This is a genomic window from Brevibacterium limosum, assembly GCF_011617705.1.
Lineage (GTDB): Bacteria > Actinomycetota > Actinomycetes > Actinomycetales > Brevibacteriaceae > Brevibacterium > Brevibacterium limosum.
Genome location: NZ_CP050154.1, coordinates 1,825,098 through 1,841,503 on the forward strand (window position 1 = coordinate 1,825,098; position 16,406 = coordinate 1,841,503).

Annotated in this window: 13 protein-coding genes; 10 read left to right on the forward strand and 3 right to left on the reverse strand. The window is 65.8% G+C overall.

Going from position 1 to position 16,406, the window contains the following annotated elements; translation table 11 throughout:
• Positions 1-1,392: an aspartate aminotransferase family protein gene (locus GUY37_RS08105; protein ID WP_166824303.1), complete on the reverse strand. Its 1,392-nt coding sequence runs from the start codon at positions 1,390-1,392 to the stop codon at positions 1-3.
• Entirely contained in the window at positions 1,389-1,874 is a 486-nt protein-coding gene (locus tag GUY37_RS08110; protein ID WP_025780565.1) for an Lrp/AsnC family transcriptional regulator, read from the reverse strand. The genes GUY37_RS08105 and GUY37_RS08110 overlap by 4 nt, the downstream gene beginning before the upstream one ends.
• Before the next feature lie 312 nt (positions 1,875-2,186).
• Between GUY37_RS08110 and GUY37_RS08115 the strand changes: the two genes are divergently transcribed.
• Complete coding sequence (locus GUY37_RS08115) at positions 2,187-3,515, forward strand: M24 family metallopeptidase (RefSeq protein ID WP_208094801.1); 1,329 nt, start codon at positions 2,187-2,189, stop codon at positions 3,513-3,515.
• A gap of 37 nt (positions 3,516-3,552) precedes the next feature.
• Here GUY37_RS08115 and GUY37_RS08120 read toward each other — a convergent pair whose 3' ends face one another.
• A complete protein-coding gene (locus GUY37_RS08120; RefSeq protein WP_166824306.1) occupies positions 3,553-4,941 on the reverse strand; it encodes an L-lactate permease in 1,389 nt (462 codons plus the stop codon).
• Between the two features lie 61 nt (positions 4,942-5,002).
• Between GUY37_RS08120 and GUY37_RS08125 the strand changes: the two genes are divergently transcribed.
• The 9 genes from GUY37_RS08125 to GUY37_RS08165 all read left to right on the forward strand — a co-directional run bounded on the left by GUY37_RS08125 (position 5,003) and on the right by GUY37_RS08165 (position 16,093).
• Positions 5,003-5,551, forward strand: a complete 549-nt coding sequence (locus GUY37_RS08125; RefSeq protein ID WP_166824309.1) for a helix-turn-helix domain-containing protein — start codon at positions 5,003-5,005, stop codon at positions 5,549-5,551.
• Between the two features lie 234 nt (positions 5,552-5,785).
• Positions 5,786-7,462: an ATP-binding cassette domain-containing protein gene (locus tag GUY37_RS08130; protein WP_166824312.1), complete on the forward strand. Its 1,677-nt coding sequence runs from the start codon at positions 5,786-5,788 to the stop codon at positions 7,460-7,462.
• An 89-nt stretch (positions 7,463-7,551) separates the two neighbouring features.
• Positions 7,552-8,739, forward strand: coding sequence for a tRNA dihydrouridine synthase DusB (gene dusB / locus GUY37_RS08135; protein WP_166824315.1), 1,188 nt, complete (start codon positions 7,552-7,554; stop codon positions 8,737-8,739).
• A 2-nt stretch (positions 8,740-8,741) separates the two neighbouring features.
• Positions 8,742-10,049, forward strand: a complete 1,308-nt coding sequence (locus tag GUY37_RS08140; RefSeq protein ID WP_166824318.1) for a deoxyguanosinetriphosphate triphosphohydrolase — start codon at positions 8,742-8,744, stop codon at positions 10,047-10,049.
• A gap of 3 nt (positions 10,050-10,052) precedes the next feature.
• A complete protein-coding gene (gene dnaG / locus GUY37_RS08145) occupies positions 10,053-12,071 on the forward strand; it encodes a DNA primase (RefSeq protein WP_166824321.1) in 2,019 nt (672 codons plus the stop codon).
• Between the two features lie 78 nt (positions 12,072-12,149).
• Positions 12,150-12,794: a TetR/AcrR family transcriptional regulator gene (locus GUY37_RS08150; protein WP_166824324.1), complete on the forward strand. Its 645-nt coding sequence runs from the start codon at positions 12,150-12,152 to the stop codon at positions 12,792-12,794.
• Between the two features lie 11 nt (positions 12,795-12,805).
• Complete coding sequence (locus GUY37_RS08155; RefSeq protein ID WP_228278435.1) at positions 12,806-14,602, forward strand: MDR family MFS transporter; 1,797 nt, start codon at positions 12,806-12,808, stop codon at positions 14,600-14,602.
• Complete coding sequence (locus GUY37_RS08160) at positions 14,544-15,509, forward strand: D-2-hydroxyacid dehydrogenase (RefSeq protein WP_166824327.1); 966 nt, start codon at positions 14,544-14,546, stop codon at positions 15,507-15,509. The genes GUY37_RS08155 and GUY37_RS08160 overlap by 59 nt, the downstream gene beginning before the upstream one ends.
• Positions 15,506-16,093 carry a hypothetical protein gene (locus GUY37_RS08165; protein ID WP_166824330.1) on the forward strand — a complete coding sequence of 196 codons (588 nt, stop codon included), beginning with the start codon at positions 15,506-15,508 and terminating at the stop codon, positions 16,091-16,093. The genes GUY37_RS08160 and GUY37_RS08165 overlap by 4 nt, the downstream gene beginning before the upstream one ends.
• Positions 16,094-16,406 lie beyond the last annotated feature (313 nt).

The following is a 16,406-nucleotide window of genomic DNA, read 5'->3' on the forward strand; positions in this document are numbered from 1 at the left end:
TCAGAACATGGTCCAGGCTTCCTGCAGGACGCCGCGGATGATCTGCTCCATCTCGTCGAACTCGGGCTGACCGACGGTCAGCGGAGGCGAGAGCTGGATGACCGGGTCTCCACGGTCGTCGGCGCGGCAGTACAGGCCGCTGTCGTACATCTTCGCCGACACGAAGTTCTTCAGGATCCGCTCGGACTCCTCTTCGGTGAACGACTCCTTCGTGTCCTTGTCCTTGACGAGTTCGATTCCGTAGAAGAACCCCTCACCGCGGACATCGCCGACGATCGGCAGATCCTTGAGCTTCTCGAGCGTGAACTTGAACGCCGCAGCGTTCTCGTGCACGTGATCGTTGAGCTTCTCCTCTTCGAAGACGTCGAAGTTCGCCATCGCGGCGGCACAGGCGACGGGGTGACCGCCGAAGGTGTAGCCGTGGTAGAAGGTCTCATCGCCGCCGGGGCCGAAGGGCTCGAAGAGACGATCGGAGGCGATCATCGCACCCAGCGGCGCATAGCCGGAGGTGATGCCCTTGGCCGAGGTGATGATGTCGGGAACATAGCCTAAGTCGTTGCAGGCGAACATGTCGCCGATGCGGCCGTAGGCGCAGATCGTCTCGTCCGAGACCAGCAGCACATCGTACTCGTCGCAGATCTCGCGGACCCGCTCGAAGTACCCGGGAGGCGGCGGGAAGCAGCCGCCGGAGTTCTGCACGGGCTCGAGGAAGACGGCGGCGACGGAGTCGGCGCCCTCGAACTCGATGGCCTCACCGATGCGGTCGGCAGCCCAGCGGCCGAAGGCCTTCTCGTCGTGGGCGAGGTGCTCCGGTGCCCGGTAGAAGTTCGTGTTCGGCACCTTGTGAGCGCCGGGAACCAGGGGAGCGAACTGCTCACGCAGGCCCGGCAGCGAAGTCACCGACAATGCGCCGTGCGGGGTGCCGTGGTAGGCGGTGGCCCGCGAGATGATCTTGTGCTTGCCGGGCTTGCCGACGAGCTTGAAGTAGTTCTTCGCCAGCTTCATCGCCGATTCGACCGAATCGCCGCCGCCGGAAGTGAGGAAGACCCGATTGAGGTCGCCCGGGGCATAGCTGGCCAGACGCTCCGAGACCTCGATCGCCTGCGGGTGGGCGTACGACCACAGCGGCATGAACGGCAGCTTCAGCGTCTGGTCGTACATCGCCTTCGCGATCTGCTCGCGACCGTGACCCACCTGGACGGTGAACAGGCCGGCGAGACCGTCGAGGTACTTCCTGCCCTTGTCATCGAAGATGTGGTGGCCTTCGCCGCGTACGATGACCGGCGCCTCACCACCGTTGAACAGTGCTTGGTGTGGTGACATGTGCATCCACACGTTGTTGCGGATGGCATCCTGATAAGGAGTGCCGGCTCTGGTGACATTCTCTGTCATCGCGTCCCCCAGTTGTATTTCTGCTTTTCGAGTGAGAGGTACATGAAGAGCTCCGTATCCACGACGGCATCGATCGAGCGGAGCTCCTCATTGACGAACTCGATCAGATGCCGATCCGATTCACACACGATCTCGACCAGGAGGTCGAACGAACCGGCGGTGACGACGAGGTAGTCGATCTCGTCGTAGTCGTGCAGCTGCTCGGCGACCGCGGAGATGTCTCCACGGACCTTCAGCCCCACCATCGCCTGCCGCGCGAATCCCAGACTCAGCGGGTCCGTCACGGCGACGATCTCCATGACACCCGACTCGATGAGCCTCGACACCCGCTGGCGCACGGCGGCCTCGGACAGGCCGACGGACTTGCCGATGGCCGAATAGGATTTCCTTCCGTCGTGCTGCAGTTCGACGATGATCGCCTTAGACTTCTCGTCGAGATTCCCCAGTCGGGAACCGCTGCCGTTCGGCAGGAGCGGGTCCATTCTTCACCTCCGTGATGTGCGTCTCTCAACAACCTATCACTGAATCTGCTGAAATGCGCTGTTTCGGATGCGAATTCCGTCGAAACTGAAATTGTTTGATTCTGGATTCGTCAGAAATCGCCGAGGCGGCCGACGAGTATGCATGTGCCCTCGCCGCTCTCGCGACGACCGGAGCTCGCGGTGCCAAATGCTGACAGGATCGCCGTTGTCGAGACCCGCGGATCCGCGCCGACATCGTGATCTGCCGACCGCCGACAACACGCGCATCGACAGTGATTGACAGTATGTGAGCGGGATCACCACACTGGGATCATGAATGAGGGTGAGCTGTTCTCCGCCGGCGACGACAATCGCCCGGATGTGTATGGGATGCGTCCCGGAGCCGAGCAGGGGCAGGCCGGCAAAGAGGTCAAGGCTCGCCCGCAGCCGATTCCCGGCGAGGTCGATTCGATCGGTGCGAACGAGCTGTCGTTCAGCGCCGAAGAGTATCTCGGCCGGATCGCCTCGGTGCGCAATCGCATGGTCGACCAGGGCCTGGCCGCGCTCATCGTGACGGATCCGGCGAACATCTACTACCTCACCGGATACAACGCCTGGTCCTTCTACACTCCGCAGCTGCTCTTCGTTCCCTCATCGGGGCCGATGACCCTGTTCATGCGCGATATGGACGCCCGCGGCGCCTCGCACACCTCGTGGCTGCCGCCCGAGGACATCGTCGGCTACCCCGAACGCTATGTGCAGCGCCCCCATATCCATCCCTTCGACTGGGTCGCCTTCGCCCTGCGCCAGCGGTGGGAGGTGGCCCGCGCCTCGACCTCGCCGGTCGGGGTCGAGATGGACTCGCACTTCTTCTCCCCGCGAGCCTTCCGGGCGCTGGTCAACGGTGTGCCCGAATGGCGCCTCGTCGACTCCTTCGAGCTCGTCAACTGGATCCGTGCGGTCAAATCCCCGGCCGAGATCGAGCTCATGCGCAAGGCCGCGAAGGTGACCACCGCAGCCATGGACGCGGCCCTGGGGACCATCGGCATCGGCGTCGGACAGCACGAAGTGGCTGCTGCGATCGCCGAGGCTCAGACCCGAGGCGGCGACGGCATCTGGGGCGACTATCCCTCGATCGTCCCGCTCATGCCCACCGGCGAAAGCGCGGACACCCCGCACCTGAGCTGGACCGATAGGAAGTTCTCCGCCGACGAATCGGTGAGCATCGAGCTCGCCGGAGTTCACCGCCGCTACCATGTCCCGCTGGCCCGCACCGCGGTGACCGGACGACCGAAACACGAGCTCGTGCGTCTCGAGGGCGTCGTCGCCGAGGCGCTGTCCGCGGTCCTCGACGTCGCCGCACCCGAGGTGCCGACTGCGGAACTCGCCCGCACCTGGAACCGCGTGCTCGCGCTGTCGGGACTCGAGAAGCCCAGCCGCCTGGGCTACTCGATCGGCATCGGCTACCCGCCGGATTGGGGTGAGCGGACGATCTCGATCCGCACCGAGGACGATCAGATCCTCGAAGCGGGAATGACGTTCCACCTCATCGGCGGAATGTGGATGAACGGCTACGGAATCGAACTGTCCGAGCCGGTGCTCATCACCGACACCGGCTGCGAGCCGTTCACTAACTTCCCCCGTGAGATCATCCGCGTCTGAGGAGGGCGCGGGCTGGGCTCGGGCCAGCCGCCGTTCCTCAGGCGAAGAACTGGATCCACAGACCGAGGGCCAGGGCGTTGATCCCGGCCACCGCGAGTGCTCGACCCTGCACCCAGGTGATGTCCTGCGCCGAGGCGGCCGTTCGGGAATCGGCGATCTGCACGGCCATGGCGACCCGCGGGGGAGCGGCGAGGGCGGCCAGCGACCCCGCGGCGTTTCCGGCCGCGACCACGGGCAGAGCCGACACATGCGAAGAAGCGGCGACCGCGGTCAGGGTGCCGGTGAACATCGAATTCGCTCCCGTGTTCGACCCGGTGAGGACCGCCCCGATGGAGTTCAGCCACGGGGTCAGGAGAACGAGCCCGGCCGGCAGCAGACCGCCGATCGCCTCGCTCATCCCCGTCGTCGTCATGATCCACCCCATGAGCATGAACGCGGCCGTGCCCACCCCGATGGGGACCCAGGATCGCAGTGCCGCGACGGAGACTTCGCGCCTGCCCTCGACGGCGAAGGCTGCGATGAGACAGGCAGCCGCCAGCCAGAACGGGGGAGAGGCGACGAGCTGCGTGAGAGGTGACGGCAGCGCCGAATGCAGCGCCCGTGCCATCAGCAGCCCGATCGTGAGCACCCCGTAGGGCAGAACGGCCGCACCGAGGCCGCGGGTGAGCCCCGAGGTCTTCATCCGGATCATGAACAGCACACCGACGACGAGGATGACGAGCAGCGATCCGATGACCCCCGAGGGAGCCATGCCGATGACATGGCTGGAGCCGAGGATCCCCAGCCACATGAGTGCGGCAGCCCCGACGATCCCCAGCGCCGAGGCGGGAGAGGGGCGCATGATCGCGACCACCGCGATCGCGACGATGATGACTGGAATCGCATTGATCCACGCCGTGGCCAGTCCGAGTTCGTCGACGTCGAATCCGGCCAGAGCCGCCGCGACCGTGGTGCCCGGCCCCAGAGCACCCCAGGGGACGGCGATGAGGCCGAGGAGACCGAGAACCGCCGACTGCCGCAGTGTGCAGCCGAGGTGGCGCAGAATCGGCACGCCGACGGTGACGCCGATGCCGAAGCCGGTGACCGATTCCGCGAAAGGGACGATGCCGAAGACGACGAGCGCGACACCGAGAGGTCGGCTCGGTGACAGAGATTCGACCCAGGAGGAGATCTGCGACATCGACCCGGCGGACTCGAGCAGCCGGGCCAGCAGCATGCCGAAGAGCAGGATGAGCGCGACCTCGAGGATGAGCGGGAAGTAGTCGATCCCCGACTCCACCAGCACCGAGGCGGGGGTGGGGAAGACGAAGGCGACGAGGGCGGCCGCGAGCACGGCTCCGGCCAGAGCCGCGACCCAGGAACTCTGCTTGAGCAGGAGCAGGACGATGGCGAGGAGGATCGGGGTGAGAGCCAGCACTGCCGCCATACGAATGAGTTTCCTTTGTGAGAAGCGAATCTATGATCCAAGAATAGATTATGATGCTCCAATGGTGAAAGAAGAGGATCTCGGCGCTCGTGTCTTCGGCGCCCGCATCAGAGCACGGCGCAAATTCAACAACCTCACCCTCAATGAACTCGCGGTCCGGGCAGGACTGTCCCGGGCTGCTCTGTCGAAGATCGAGCGGGGAGAGCAGGACACCTCGGTGTCGAACGCCATGGGCCTCTCCCGAGCCCTCGGCGTCGACGTCGGCGAACTCCTCGCCGCCCCCGAGGTGACCATCACCCGCTCCGATGCGATCCCCACGACCTCGACCTTCGGGAAGGGGATCTGGCGAAGGGACCTGCCATCGGCGATCGAGAACATGGACGTCGTCCACTACCGCCTCGATCCGCGCAGCGAGACCTCGGCCTTCGCCGCCCACCGCAGCGGTTCGCGTGAGAGCTTCTTCGTCCTCGACGGCAGCATCGAGGTCGTCACCATCGACCGTCGCACCACTCTGCACGCCGGTGACTGCGCTCAGGCCCCCGGCGACGTTCCGCACCAATTGGCGAACCCCCACGACGAACCCGCCGAACTCATGCTCATCATCGTCTGAACCTGCCGGACCCCTTCTTACTACCTGACGGCGGCCCAGCAACCTCGCGCCAGGTTGCTGGGCCGCCGTCAGGTAGTAAGAAGGGGTGGTCTTGACCGGGCGAGGCGCCTCGGCGATCATGGACATGTTCCATTTCCGACGAAGGACGTCTCAGCTGTGAAGTGAATCCTCATGCCGTGATGTGCGGGTGCCACGGGCCCGCAGCGCTTCTGCGTACACGAAATGAGGACCCTCATGTCTACAGCAATCACTGTGTCCGAACTGGACTTCCGCCTCGGCGACGATACCGAGATCTTCTCCGGACTCACCGCCGCCATCCCTGCTGACCTCGTCGGACTGGTCGGTGACAATGGGATTGGCAAATCGACGTTCGCCCGCATCCTCGCCGGTCGTCTGCGCGCCTCGGCCGGAACCGTCACGGGTGCCGACGGCGCCGTCTACATCGATCAGCTGCTGCCGCATTCGACGCAGCGGGTCGACTCCGCCTTGGACATCGCCTCCGTCAGGCAAGCGCTGGGCCGCGCCCTGGACGGAGAGGCGACCGGCTCCGATTTCGACCTCATCGGCGATGACTGGGACATCGAGGAGCGTGCCCTGGCGGCCCTGGCCGACCTCGGCCTGCACCTGAGCGCGGGCGACCTCGATCGGAGCCTGAGCAGCTTCTCCGGCGGACAGGCCACGCGCATCGGACTGGCCCGAGCCGCACTGGTCGGGGACAGCTGGCTGATCCTCGACGAGCCGAGCAACAACCTCGACGGGAACGGTCGGGGACTGCTGAGGACTCTGCTCACCGCACGCCGCGGACCCACCCTCGTCATCTCCCACGACCGAGCCCTGCTCACGCATACGAACTCGATCATCGAGATGACCGACCGACTGCGCGTCTACGGCGGGAACTTCGACGACTACGAAGCCATGGTCGCAGCGGAAGAAGAGGCCAAGCAGCAGAAGGTCACCGACGCGAAGAAGTCCCACCAGTTCGAGAAGCGACAGCGCATCGAACTGGAGACGAAGCTCGCACGGGCCGACCGAAAGGCGGCGAAGGACAAAGAGAACAAACGCCGACCGAAGATCGTGATGAACGGGCTGACGAACTTCGCCGAGAAGTCAGCGGCCAAACGACGCGGGGACAAAGCCGCCGACGAAGCAGCCGCCCGGGACGAACTCACCGCCGCCAAGGACGCGCTGCGCCGAACATCGAGCGTCCGCCTCGACCTGCCGGACACCCAGGTCCACGCGACCAAACGGGTCCTCGAGATCTCCACGGCCGCCTCGGCGAGGTCCGAACGTCCGCAGACGATCGTCGGTCCCGAGCGGATCCGGCTGACCGGACCGAACGGGGCGGGGAAGTCGACCCTGCTGGCGGCGATCCTGGCGGCTGCCAACGGCCAGGACGGGCAGGGCGGGGACACGGGCGACACTGTCGAGGGACACGCGGGGGCCGAAACCGGTCCGCCGGTCGCCGAACTCTTCGGCGACCTCGCCATCACCGTTTCCGCACCGACGGCTCACCTCGACCAGCAGTACCGACTGCCCGGGGAGCTGACGGTGATGGAGGCGGTGCGAGCAGGCAACCCGCAGCTCGACCCGCACCGCGTCCACGAGGTGCTCGCGGCCATGGGACTGCGCGCCGGACGCACCGACCAGATCTGTAAGACCCTGTCCGGTGGGGAGCGCTTCCGCGTCGCCTTGGCCTCAGGGCTCCTCCAGGACCCGGCTCCGCAGCTGCTCATCCTCGACGAACCGGGCAACAATCTCGACCTGTCATCGCTCGAGGCGCTGGTGACCGCTCTCGAAGGATTCGGCGGTGCCATGGTGATCGTCACCCACGACGACCGGCTCGCCGCCGAGCTCTCCGTCGACACCGAATGGGACGTGCGGGAATTTCTGCGCACGGAAGCCGTTGATTGAGTTGAGACGAAACGGATGAGTCGAGGCGGCGAAGCAGGCGGAAGAGGCAGACGAATGTGCGATTTTGACTTGACTGGGATAATGGTTGCGTGAGTGTCATCAGCCCTGCCCCAGAAACCGCATCCCCGAAGCCCGAAACCGCCCTGCGCATCGGGCCCATCGAGCTGTCCTCCCCAGTCGTGCTCGCCCCCATGGCCGGGATCACGAACACCGCGTTCCGCCGCCTGTGCCGCGAATACGGGGCAGGACTCTACGTGACCGAAATGGTCACCACCCGAGCCCTGGTCGAGCGCAATCCGAAGACGATGCGCATCATCCACCACGAACCCTATGAGACCCCGCGCTCCGTCCAGCTCTACGGAGTCGACCCGGCGACCATGGGCCAGGCCGTGCGGATGCTCGTCGAAGAGGATCGCGCCGACCACATCGACCTCAACTTCGGCTGCCCCGTCCCCAAGGTCACGCGCAAGGGCGGCGGCTCCGCGCTGCCGTGGAAGCAGGACCTGTTCACATCCATCGTCACGACAGCCGTCACCGAGGCGGCCCGCCGGGACGTGCCGGTGACCGTGAAGATGCGCAAGGGCATCGACGCCGACCACACGACGTTCCTCGACGCCGCCGAGACCGCCCGCAACGCCGGAGTCGCCGCCGTCGCCCTGCACGGGCGCACCGCTGCCGACCTCTACTCGGGGACGGCGGACTGGGACGCGATCGCCCGCCTCAAGGACCACCTCGGCGATACCGTTCCGGTGCTCGGCAACGGTGACATCTTCGCCGCCGAGGATGCCCTGGACATGATGGCCAAGACCGGCTGTGACGGTGTCGTCATCGGTCGCGGCTGTCAGGGCAGGCCGTGGCTGTTCGGCGATCTCGCGAACGCTCTGGGCGGCAGCGACGAACGCCATCGTCCCGGACTCGCCGAGGTGGCTCGGGCCGTGTACAAACACGGCGAATACCTCGTCGACCATTTTGAGGACGAATTCCTCGGCGTGCGTGACCTGCGCAAACACATCGCCTGGTACTTCAAGGGCTACCCGGTCGGGGGAGAGCTGCGCAGCCAGCTGGCCATGGTGTCCTCGCTGGAGGAACTCGCCGGACTGCTCGACCAGCTCGACGATAACGCCCCGTACCCGGGAGAAGCCGCCGAAGGGTCCCGCGGCCGCACCACCCGGCCGAAGAAGCCGCACCTGCCCGAAGGCTGGTTGGACTCCCGCATCTTCGATCCCAGCGGGAAATCGCTGCTGTCGGAGGCCGAACTCGACATCTCAGGAGGATGAGAATGCCCTTCGACACTCACCCGCACACCTCGGTGCGGACGGGTACCGTGGCGGTCTACTCGCTGTGGGACGAGGAACGGTGGGTGAGCGAACCGGCGAAGAATCCTCGGCGTTCGGCCTTCCAGCGCGACCGCGCCCGCGTTCTCCACTCCTCGGGTCTGCGCCGCCTCGGTGCAAAGACCCAGGTCGTCTCCCCGGGTACGGACGATTTCGTCCGCACGCGCCTCACCCACTCCCTCGAGGTCGCCCAGGTCGGACGCGAGCTCGCCCGCTACCTCGGCTGCGATCCCGACATCGTCGACACCGCCTGCCTGTCCCACGACCTCGGGCACCCGCCCTTCGGCCATCACGGGGAGACGATCCTCGATGCCCTGTGCCGAGACATCGGGGGCTTCGAAGGCAATGCGCAGACCCTGCGCCTGGTCACCCGGATCGAACCGAAGGTCATCGCCGACGACGGCCGCCCGGCCGGTCTCAACCTGTCTCGAGCCAGCCTCGACGCGCTGACGAAGTACCCATGGCCGCGGGCCGAAGCCACGGCCGGTCGCCGCGACTCCGGGGTGCGCAAATTCGGTGTCTACGATGACGACCGCGCCGTCTTCGACTTCTACCGCGACGGCATCGACAACGGCAAGAGGTGCATCGAAGCCCAGGTCATGGACTTGGCCGATGACATCTCCTATTCCGTCCACGACGTCGAGGACGCCATCGTCGCAGGCCACCTCGACCTCGCCGACTTCGTTGCCGAGGACCGACGGGCAGAGCTCTTCGACATCACCCGTCAGTGGTACCTGCCGGAGACCGCGGACGCGGAGATGGATAAGGCACTCGGTCGCCTGCAGGCCGCCGCATACTGGCCCAAGGAGGCCTTCGACGGATCCCGCCGTGCTCAGGCCGGTCTCAAACACATGACCAGTCAGCTCATCGGACGCTTCGTCGGCGCCGCGGAATCCGCGACCCGTGAGGAATTCGGGTGGGAGCCTCTGGCCCGGTACTCGGCCTCGCTCGTCGTGCCCGAGTCGACCATGGTCGAGATCGCCGTGCTCAAGGGCATGGCCACACTCACGGTGATGGTCGCCGAGGATCGGCTGCGGCTCCATGACATCCAGGCCGCCGTCATCAGCGAACTCGCGGAATGGTACTCGGAATCACCGGACAAGCTCGATCCGATGTTCCGCGGCGATCATGCCGAGGCCGCCGACGATTCCGCCCGGCTGCGTGTCATCGTCGACCAGATCGCGTCCCTGACCGACCATTCCGCTTGGGCCCTGTACCACCACCTCAACGCCGGAGCGGAGGATCGGCTCTAGACCATGGCCGGACTCATCAAGCGCGAGGACATCGACGAACTGCGCAGCCGCACGCGCATCGACGAGGTGATCGGAGAATTCGTCACCCTCAGGACCGCGGGAATCGGATCGCTCAAGGGGCTGTGCCCCTTCCACGACGAGAAGACCCCGTCGTTCACGGTGCGCCCGCAGGTCGGGATGTACCACTGCTTCGGCTGCGGTGAGTCCGGAGACGTGTTCACCTTTCTGCAGAAGGTCGAACAGCTCAGCTTCGTCGAGGCCGTCGAGACGCTGGCCGGCAAGGCCGGAATGCACCTGCGCTACGAGGACGGGAAAGGACCCGACCGGGAGCAGGCGAGCCGGAGACAGCGGCTGCTGGAGATGCACGAGGTCGCGCAGCGCTTCTTCGCACAGGCCTTGGAGTCCGAAGCCGGACAGATCGGTCGCGAGTTCCTCACCGGGCGCGGCTTCCCGGCCGAATCGAGCCGGGACTTCGGCCTCGGCTTCGCCCCGAAGTCCTGGGACGCACTGACGACGCACCTGCGCAAGGCAGGTTTCACCGATGAGGAGATCCTCGCCGCGGGTCTGGCCAGCGAAGGCGGTCGCGGGATCTACGACCGGTTCCGCGGCCGGGTGATCTGGCCGATCAAGGACATGACGGCCCGGACCATCGGCTTCGGTGCCCGCCGGCTCTATGACGATGACAAAGGGCCGAAGTACCTCAACACTCCGGAGACCGCGCTCTATCACAAGAACCAGGTCCTCTACGGACTCGACCTGGCGAAGAAGTCGATTGCGAAGACCAAACGCGTCGTCGTCGTCGAGGGCTACACCGACGTCATGGCCGCCCATATGGCCGGAGTCGATCAGGCCGTGGCCACCTGCGGTACGGCCTTCGGCGCCGAACACGTGAAGATCATCCGACGCCTCCTCGGCGACGACCCCACCGGGCAGGTGATCTTCACCTTCGACGGTGACGCCGCCGGGCAGAAGGCCGCACTCAAGGCCTTCGAATTCGAGAACCTGTTCACCGCCCAGACCTTCGTCGCCGTCGAACCCGACGGACTCGACCCCTGCGACCTGCGCATGCAGAAGGGCGACGCGGCCCTGCGCGAACTCATCGACGGGTGCAAGCCGCTCTTCGAATTCGTCATCACCACCGCGGTCTCCCGCTTCGACCTCGACACGGTCGAAGGGCGGATCTCCGCGGTGAAGGCCGCCGCCGAGGTGCTCACCGACATCCGCGACCGCAACAGCCTCTCCCACTACTATCGCTTCGTCGCCGGCCGCATCGGCGTCGACATCGACGAGGTGGAGGCCGCCGTTCGCACCGCCGCCCGCCAACCGAAGCAGAACCACCGGGACCAGCCGAGCAATCGGCCCGGGTTCCGCGACGGTCCGCCTCCCGCACCTGCGCAGAACTTCCGCAGCGGACCACCGCCTCCGCCCGCAGCACAGGCGCCCGCCGAGGCGGCACCGGAGCCGGCGGCCGCCTCGGCGGGGGAGATCTCCGATGAGCGCAGGATCGAATACGTCTACGAAGAACGCCCCGACGTCTCGAACCTCTCGGCCCCGATCAGCCCTGCCCGACTGAAGACGGAGAAGGGCGTGCTCATGGTCGCCCTCCAGCATCCCGAGGTCGTGAATGCGAAGCTCTTCGACTCGCTGTCCGCGAAGGCCTTCGAGCACCCCGGCTACCGACGGATCCAGGAAGCGGTCAAACAGGCCGGCGGTTTGGGTGCCGCCGGCGCCGTCCAGTCGAAATGGGCCGAACGCGTCCTCGAGGCCAGCGCCGAGGATCTCAAACCCTACGTGGCCCAGCTGCTCGTGACGCCGCTGCCGGTGATCGAGGGAACCGGGATCGACCGTTTCGCCCGCGGAATCGTCGCCCGACTCTTCGACTACGACCTCGAACGCATCGCCAAGGAGCTCCACTCCCGCCTGCAGCGCCAGGACACCGGCGACGGAGCCGGCCAGGCCGCGCTGCTCGGTCAGCTGCAGACTCTCGAGCAGCACCGGGCGCGGCTGAAGATGCTCATGTAGAACACTGCACACAGTGAAATAGTGCACAATTGCATATTTGCAGTTGGTGAAAGTTTGCATGTGGTGCAAAATGTACGTATGCCCGTAGAAGAAACCCTGCGCTCGAAGAAGGCACGGCTGACCCGCAACGCCCTCCACGAGGCGGCGATCACCCGTGTCCTCGAAGACGGCCTGGCCTGCGCGACGGTGGCGACCATCGCCGCCGACGCAGGAGTGTCCACGCGCACCTTCTTCAACTACTTCGAGACGAAAGAGGACGCGATCGTCGGCCTCGGATCCGAGGTCAGCGTCGACGAGGGCCTCGCCTTCGACTACGTCCACAGCCCCGCCGGACTCGACACATTGGCCGAAGACACGGCGCGCTTCCTCCGCGAAGCGCTGCTCGTCGGCTCCGTCGATCCCAAACTGCCGGCCCGGCGCCGCCGCCTCTTCGCCCTCTACCCGGAACTCGTGAGCAAGAGCTTCGACCGGGCCGAAGCACTCGAAGAGATCGTCACCGGACATGTGCTCGAGCGGCTGCGCCGCCTCGGCCAGGAGTTCTCCTCCGATGAGTCCGCCTGGCGCAGCGCACGCATGCTCACCCAACTCTGCCGCGTCCCGCTGACCCATGCGGGGCAGACGATCAAAGCCAATCCGGAGACGGTCGACGACAAGGGCGGGACCAAAGCGATCTTCGAAGATTCCCTGGGCCTGTTCCGCAAGGTACTGGACCGACTGCAATGACGAAAGCTGTGATGAGAAACAACCACGAACCAGATACGAAGACGATGACGGCAACCACCTCGAAGAACTCAGCCGCAGCGGGACCCGACGCACAGACCGAGCCGATGGCCACCTCGGCGATCATTCTGCTCTTCGTCGGCCTGATGATCGCGATGTTCATGTTCTCGCTCAATCAGACCGTGCTGGCCACCGCCCTGCCGACCATCGTCGGCGAGCTCGACGGCGTCGACCAGATGCTGTGGGTCTCGACCGCATTCATGCTCGCCTCGACGATCATGATGCCCGTCTACGGCAAGGTCGGTGACCTGTTCGGACGCAAGCCCCTGTTCATGTTCGCCATCTGCTGCTTCCTGCTGGGCTCGGTCTTCGCCCTCATCGCGAATGAGATGTCGACGCTGATCGTCGGCCGCGTGCTCCAGGGAATCGGCGGCGGCGGAATGATGATCCTCTCGCAGTCGATCATCGCCTCCGTCGTCCCCGCCCGCGAACGCGGCAAATACATGGGCATCATGGGCTCGGCCTTCGCCGTGTCGTCGGTGGCCGGACCGCTCATCGGCGGCTGGCTGACCGAAGGGCCCGGATGGCGTTGGGCCTTCGCCATCAACTTCCCGCTGGGCATAATCGCCCTCGTCGCCGCCGCCGTGTTCCTCAAGGTGCCCAAGCACGCGCGGGGCAGCGGACCACGCCCGAAGGTCGACGTCATCGGCATGGCGCTCATCTCCGTCGTCACCTCCAGCATCGTGCTCACCTCCGCCTGGGGCGGACACGACTACGAATGGGGATCCTGGCAGATCAACGGCCTCATCGTCACCGGAATCGTCGCCGCCGTGGCCTTCGTGTTCGTCGAACTCAAGGTGAGCGAACCCGTCATCCCGATGCATCTGTTCACCAACCGCGACTTCCTGCTGTGCACGATCGCCGGTCTCTTCGTCGGCATCGGCATGTTCGGTGTGCTCTCCTATATGCCCACCTACCTGCAGATGGTCCACGGAATCGACGCCACAGTCGCAGGCCTGATGATGGTGCCGATGATGGGCACCATGCTTGTGTCCTCGACCCTGGTCGGGTTCATCGTCTCCCGCACCGGCAAGTACAAGAAGTACCCGCTGACCGGCATCCTCATCATGGCCGCCTCGCTCGTCCTGCTCTCCCAGCTGAAGGCCGAGAGCTCGGCCTGGGAGACCATCGGCTGCCTGGCGCTGCTCGGACTCGGACTGGGCCTGAGCATGCAGACTCTCGTCCTCGTCGTCCAGAACGCCTTCCCGGTGTCCATGGTCGGCACGGCGACGGCATCGAACAACTACTTCCGCCAGGTCGGTGCCACCCTGGGCATGGCCTTCATCGGATCGGTGTTCACCCAACGACTCATGGACAACATCAAGTCCGGAATCACGGAGATCGCGAAGGCGGCCCCGAGCGGTCACATGCCGAAGGTCTCCTCGACGGGGCTGACCCCTGAGATCGTGTCGAAGCTGCCGGAGCCGCTGCACTCTCTCATCATCACCTCCTACAACGACGCCCTCGTCCCACTGTTCCTGTGGGTGGCACCGCTGGCCGTCCTCGGCTTCGTCTTCCTCTGCTTCCTGCCCAACACTCCGCTGGCGCAGACGCTGAAGAACGAACCGGCTCAGCGGGAGAGCGTCGATGTCGGAGCAGAGAACGCTGTGGTCGCGTCCGCGTCGGTATCCGCCCCCGCCGGGTCTTCATCGGTTAGTGTGGCAGAAAGCCCACTGCTGGAGGAGCCGAGGAATGACGGTACTGACCATACTCAACTCGCCCGGGACCGAGATCCCCGAACTGATCACTGATCTGGGGGAGCGGGACGGGATCGAACTGCGCATCGCCGAGGCGGAGACCCTGGCCCGGGCGCTGCCCGGCACCGATGTGCTGCTGATGTGGGATTTCTTCTCCACAGCACTCAAGGATGCCTATGGCAGCGCCGACCGTCTGGACTGGGTCCACGCCGCCGCGGCGGGCGTCGATTCGCTCCTCTTCGATGAGCTCGTCGACTCGCCGGTGACGGTGACGAACGCCCGGGGGATCTTCGACCGCCCGATCGCCGAGTTCGTTCTGGGCTACATCCTCATGCACGCGAAGAACTCGATCGGTTCGCTCTCCGACCAAGCCGAGGGGAAGTGGAATCGCCGGTCGACCCGCGACATCGCCGGCACCAAGGCTCTCATCGTCGGCACCGGAGCGATCGGCCGGGAGATCGCCCGGCTGCTGGGGTCAGTCGACATCGAGGTCACCGGTGCCGGGTCCCACGCCCGCAGCGGCGACGCGGACTTCGGTGAGGTCATCGACTCCGCCACCCTGCCCGAGCACGTGGCCGGATTCGACTGGGTCATCGACATCGCACCGCTGACGGAGAAGACGGAGAGGCTCATCGGCGCCGAGGTGTTCGCCGCCATGGACGACACCGCCGTGTTCATCAACGTCGGACGGGGAGACACCGTCGACACCGATGCCCTCGTCACCGCGCTGCGTGAGGGCCAGATCGCCGGGGCCGGACTCGACGTCTTCGACGAGGAGCCGCTGCCCGCCGGGCATCCCCTGTGGGCGATGGACGATGTCATCATCACCCCGCATATGAGCGGGGACACCGACGGTTGGAGAAGGCGTCTGGCCGAGCAGTTCCATCGCCTGTTCGAACAGTATCTGGCCGGAGAGCAGTTCCCGCACACCGTCGACAAGAGACTCGGGTACGTGCGGTGAGCCAGGCCGACGATCCCGCGGCTCAGCGGGCGTTCCTGGCCAGGGTGGTCGCCGAACTCATCGCGGTGCGCCGTGCCCGTCTGCTGAGCATGCTGGCGCTGGCGCTGGCGATGCTCGTCGCCGGACTCGGTGCCGCCGTCCAAGCCCAAGGCGATCACATCGATGCGGTGCTGCTGTTCTCGGCGTTCAGCCTCATCATGGTCGGCATCGTCTGCGCACTGGGCGCGATCGTCGCCTGGACGCGGATCAACCGGGATGTCCTCGACTCGATCGCGGCGACCCGCCCGTCCCGCGCCAAGGCACCGCGCACCCGGAATGCGGGAATCGCGGTGGCCGCAGGCTTCGCGGTGATCGGGGTCCTGTTCGCAGTGCTGCTGTGGGCCCAGACTCCGATCCTGGCGGTGGGCGTCATGATCGCCTGCCTGCTGCTGGCGTGCCTCGGACCTATCTGGGCGAATGAGCTGGCCAACGCCGACGACCGGCTCGCTGTCATCCTCGACAGCGACGATGAGCTCGCGGAGCGCTTCGCAGCCTTCACCCCGATCTGGCTGCACGAAGCCATGGAGTCCGACGACGCGGAGTGATCAATTCCTCCCGCTGCCGGGAAACCGTCCCGCAACCTGCAAAACCTCCCGTTCCTGCGGGAGGTTTTGTCGTCAGCGAGGTGTTGTGGCGCGAAGAGCAGGGCGTGGCGCTGTATGTCTGGGATGGCGGCGGAGGCGGGATGCGACGCTATGGGGTGAGACGACGCTGCCGGTCGGTTGAGACGCTTGTGGTGATTCGCCTACGGAAACTGCACACTTTCGGGGCACCTACGGAAACGGCCCACTCTCGGCTGAATAGCCCAAGTTCGGAACTGGGCTGCTCAGCCGAAAGTGGGCCGAAACGCAAATGTCC

Excerpts from the sequence above, each read along its gene's own strand:
- GUY37_RS08105 (WP_166824303.1), bottom strand. The coding sequence starts at position 1,392 with ATGACAGAGAATGTCACCAGAGCCGGCACTCCTTATCAGGATGCCATC.
- GUY37_RS08110 (WP_025780565.1), bottom strand. The coding sequence starts at position 1,874 with ATGGACCCGCTCCTGCCGAACGGCAGCGGTTCCCGACTGGGGAATCTC.
- GUY37_RS08115 (WP_208094801.1), top strand. The coding sequence starts at position 2,187 with ATGAATGAGGGTGAGCTGTTCTCCGCCGGCGACGACAATCGCCCGGAT.
- GUY37_RS08120 (WP_166824306.1), bottom strand. The coding sequence starts at position 4,941 with ATGGCGGCAGTGCTGGCTCTCACCCCGATCCTCCTCGCCATCGTCCTG.
- GUY37_RS08125 (WP_166824309.1), top strand. The coding sequence starts at position 5,003 with ATGGTGAAAGAAGAGGATCTCGGCGCTCGTGTCTTCGGCGCCCGCATC.
- GUY37_RS08130 (WP_166824312.1), top strand. The coding sequence starts at position 5,786 with ATGTCTACAGCAATCACTGTGTCCGAACTGGACTTCCGCCTCGGCGAC.
- GUY37_RS08140 (WP_166824318.1), top strand. The coding sequence starts at position 8,742 with ATGCCCTTCGACACTCACCCGCACACCTCGGTGCGGACGGGTACCGTG.
- dnaG (WP_166824321.1), top strand. The coding sequence starts at position 10,053 with ATGGCCGGACTCATCAAGCGCGAGGACATCGACGAACTGCGCAGCCGC.
- GUY37_RS08150 (WP_166824324.1), top strand. The coding sequence starts at position 12,150 with ATGCCCGTAGAAGAAACCCTGCGCTCGAAGAAGGCACGGCTGACCCGC.
- GUY37_RS08155 (WP_228278435.1), top strand. The coding sequence starts at position 12,806 with ATGAGAAACAACCACGAACCAGATACGAAGACGATGACGGCAACCACC.
- GUY37_RS08160 (WP_166824327.1), top strand. The coding sequence starts at position 14,544 with ATGACGGTACTGACCATACTCAACTCGCCCGGGACCGAGATCCCCGAA.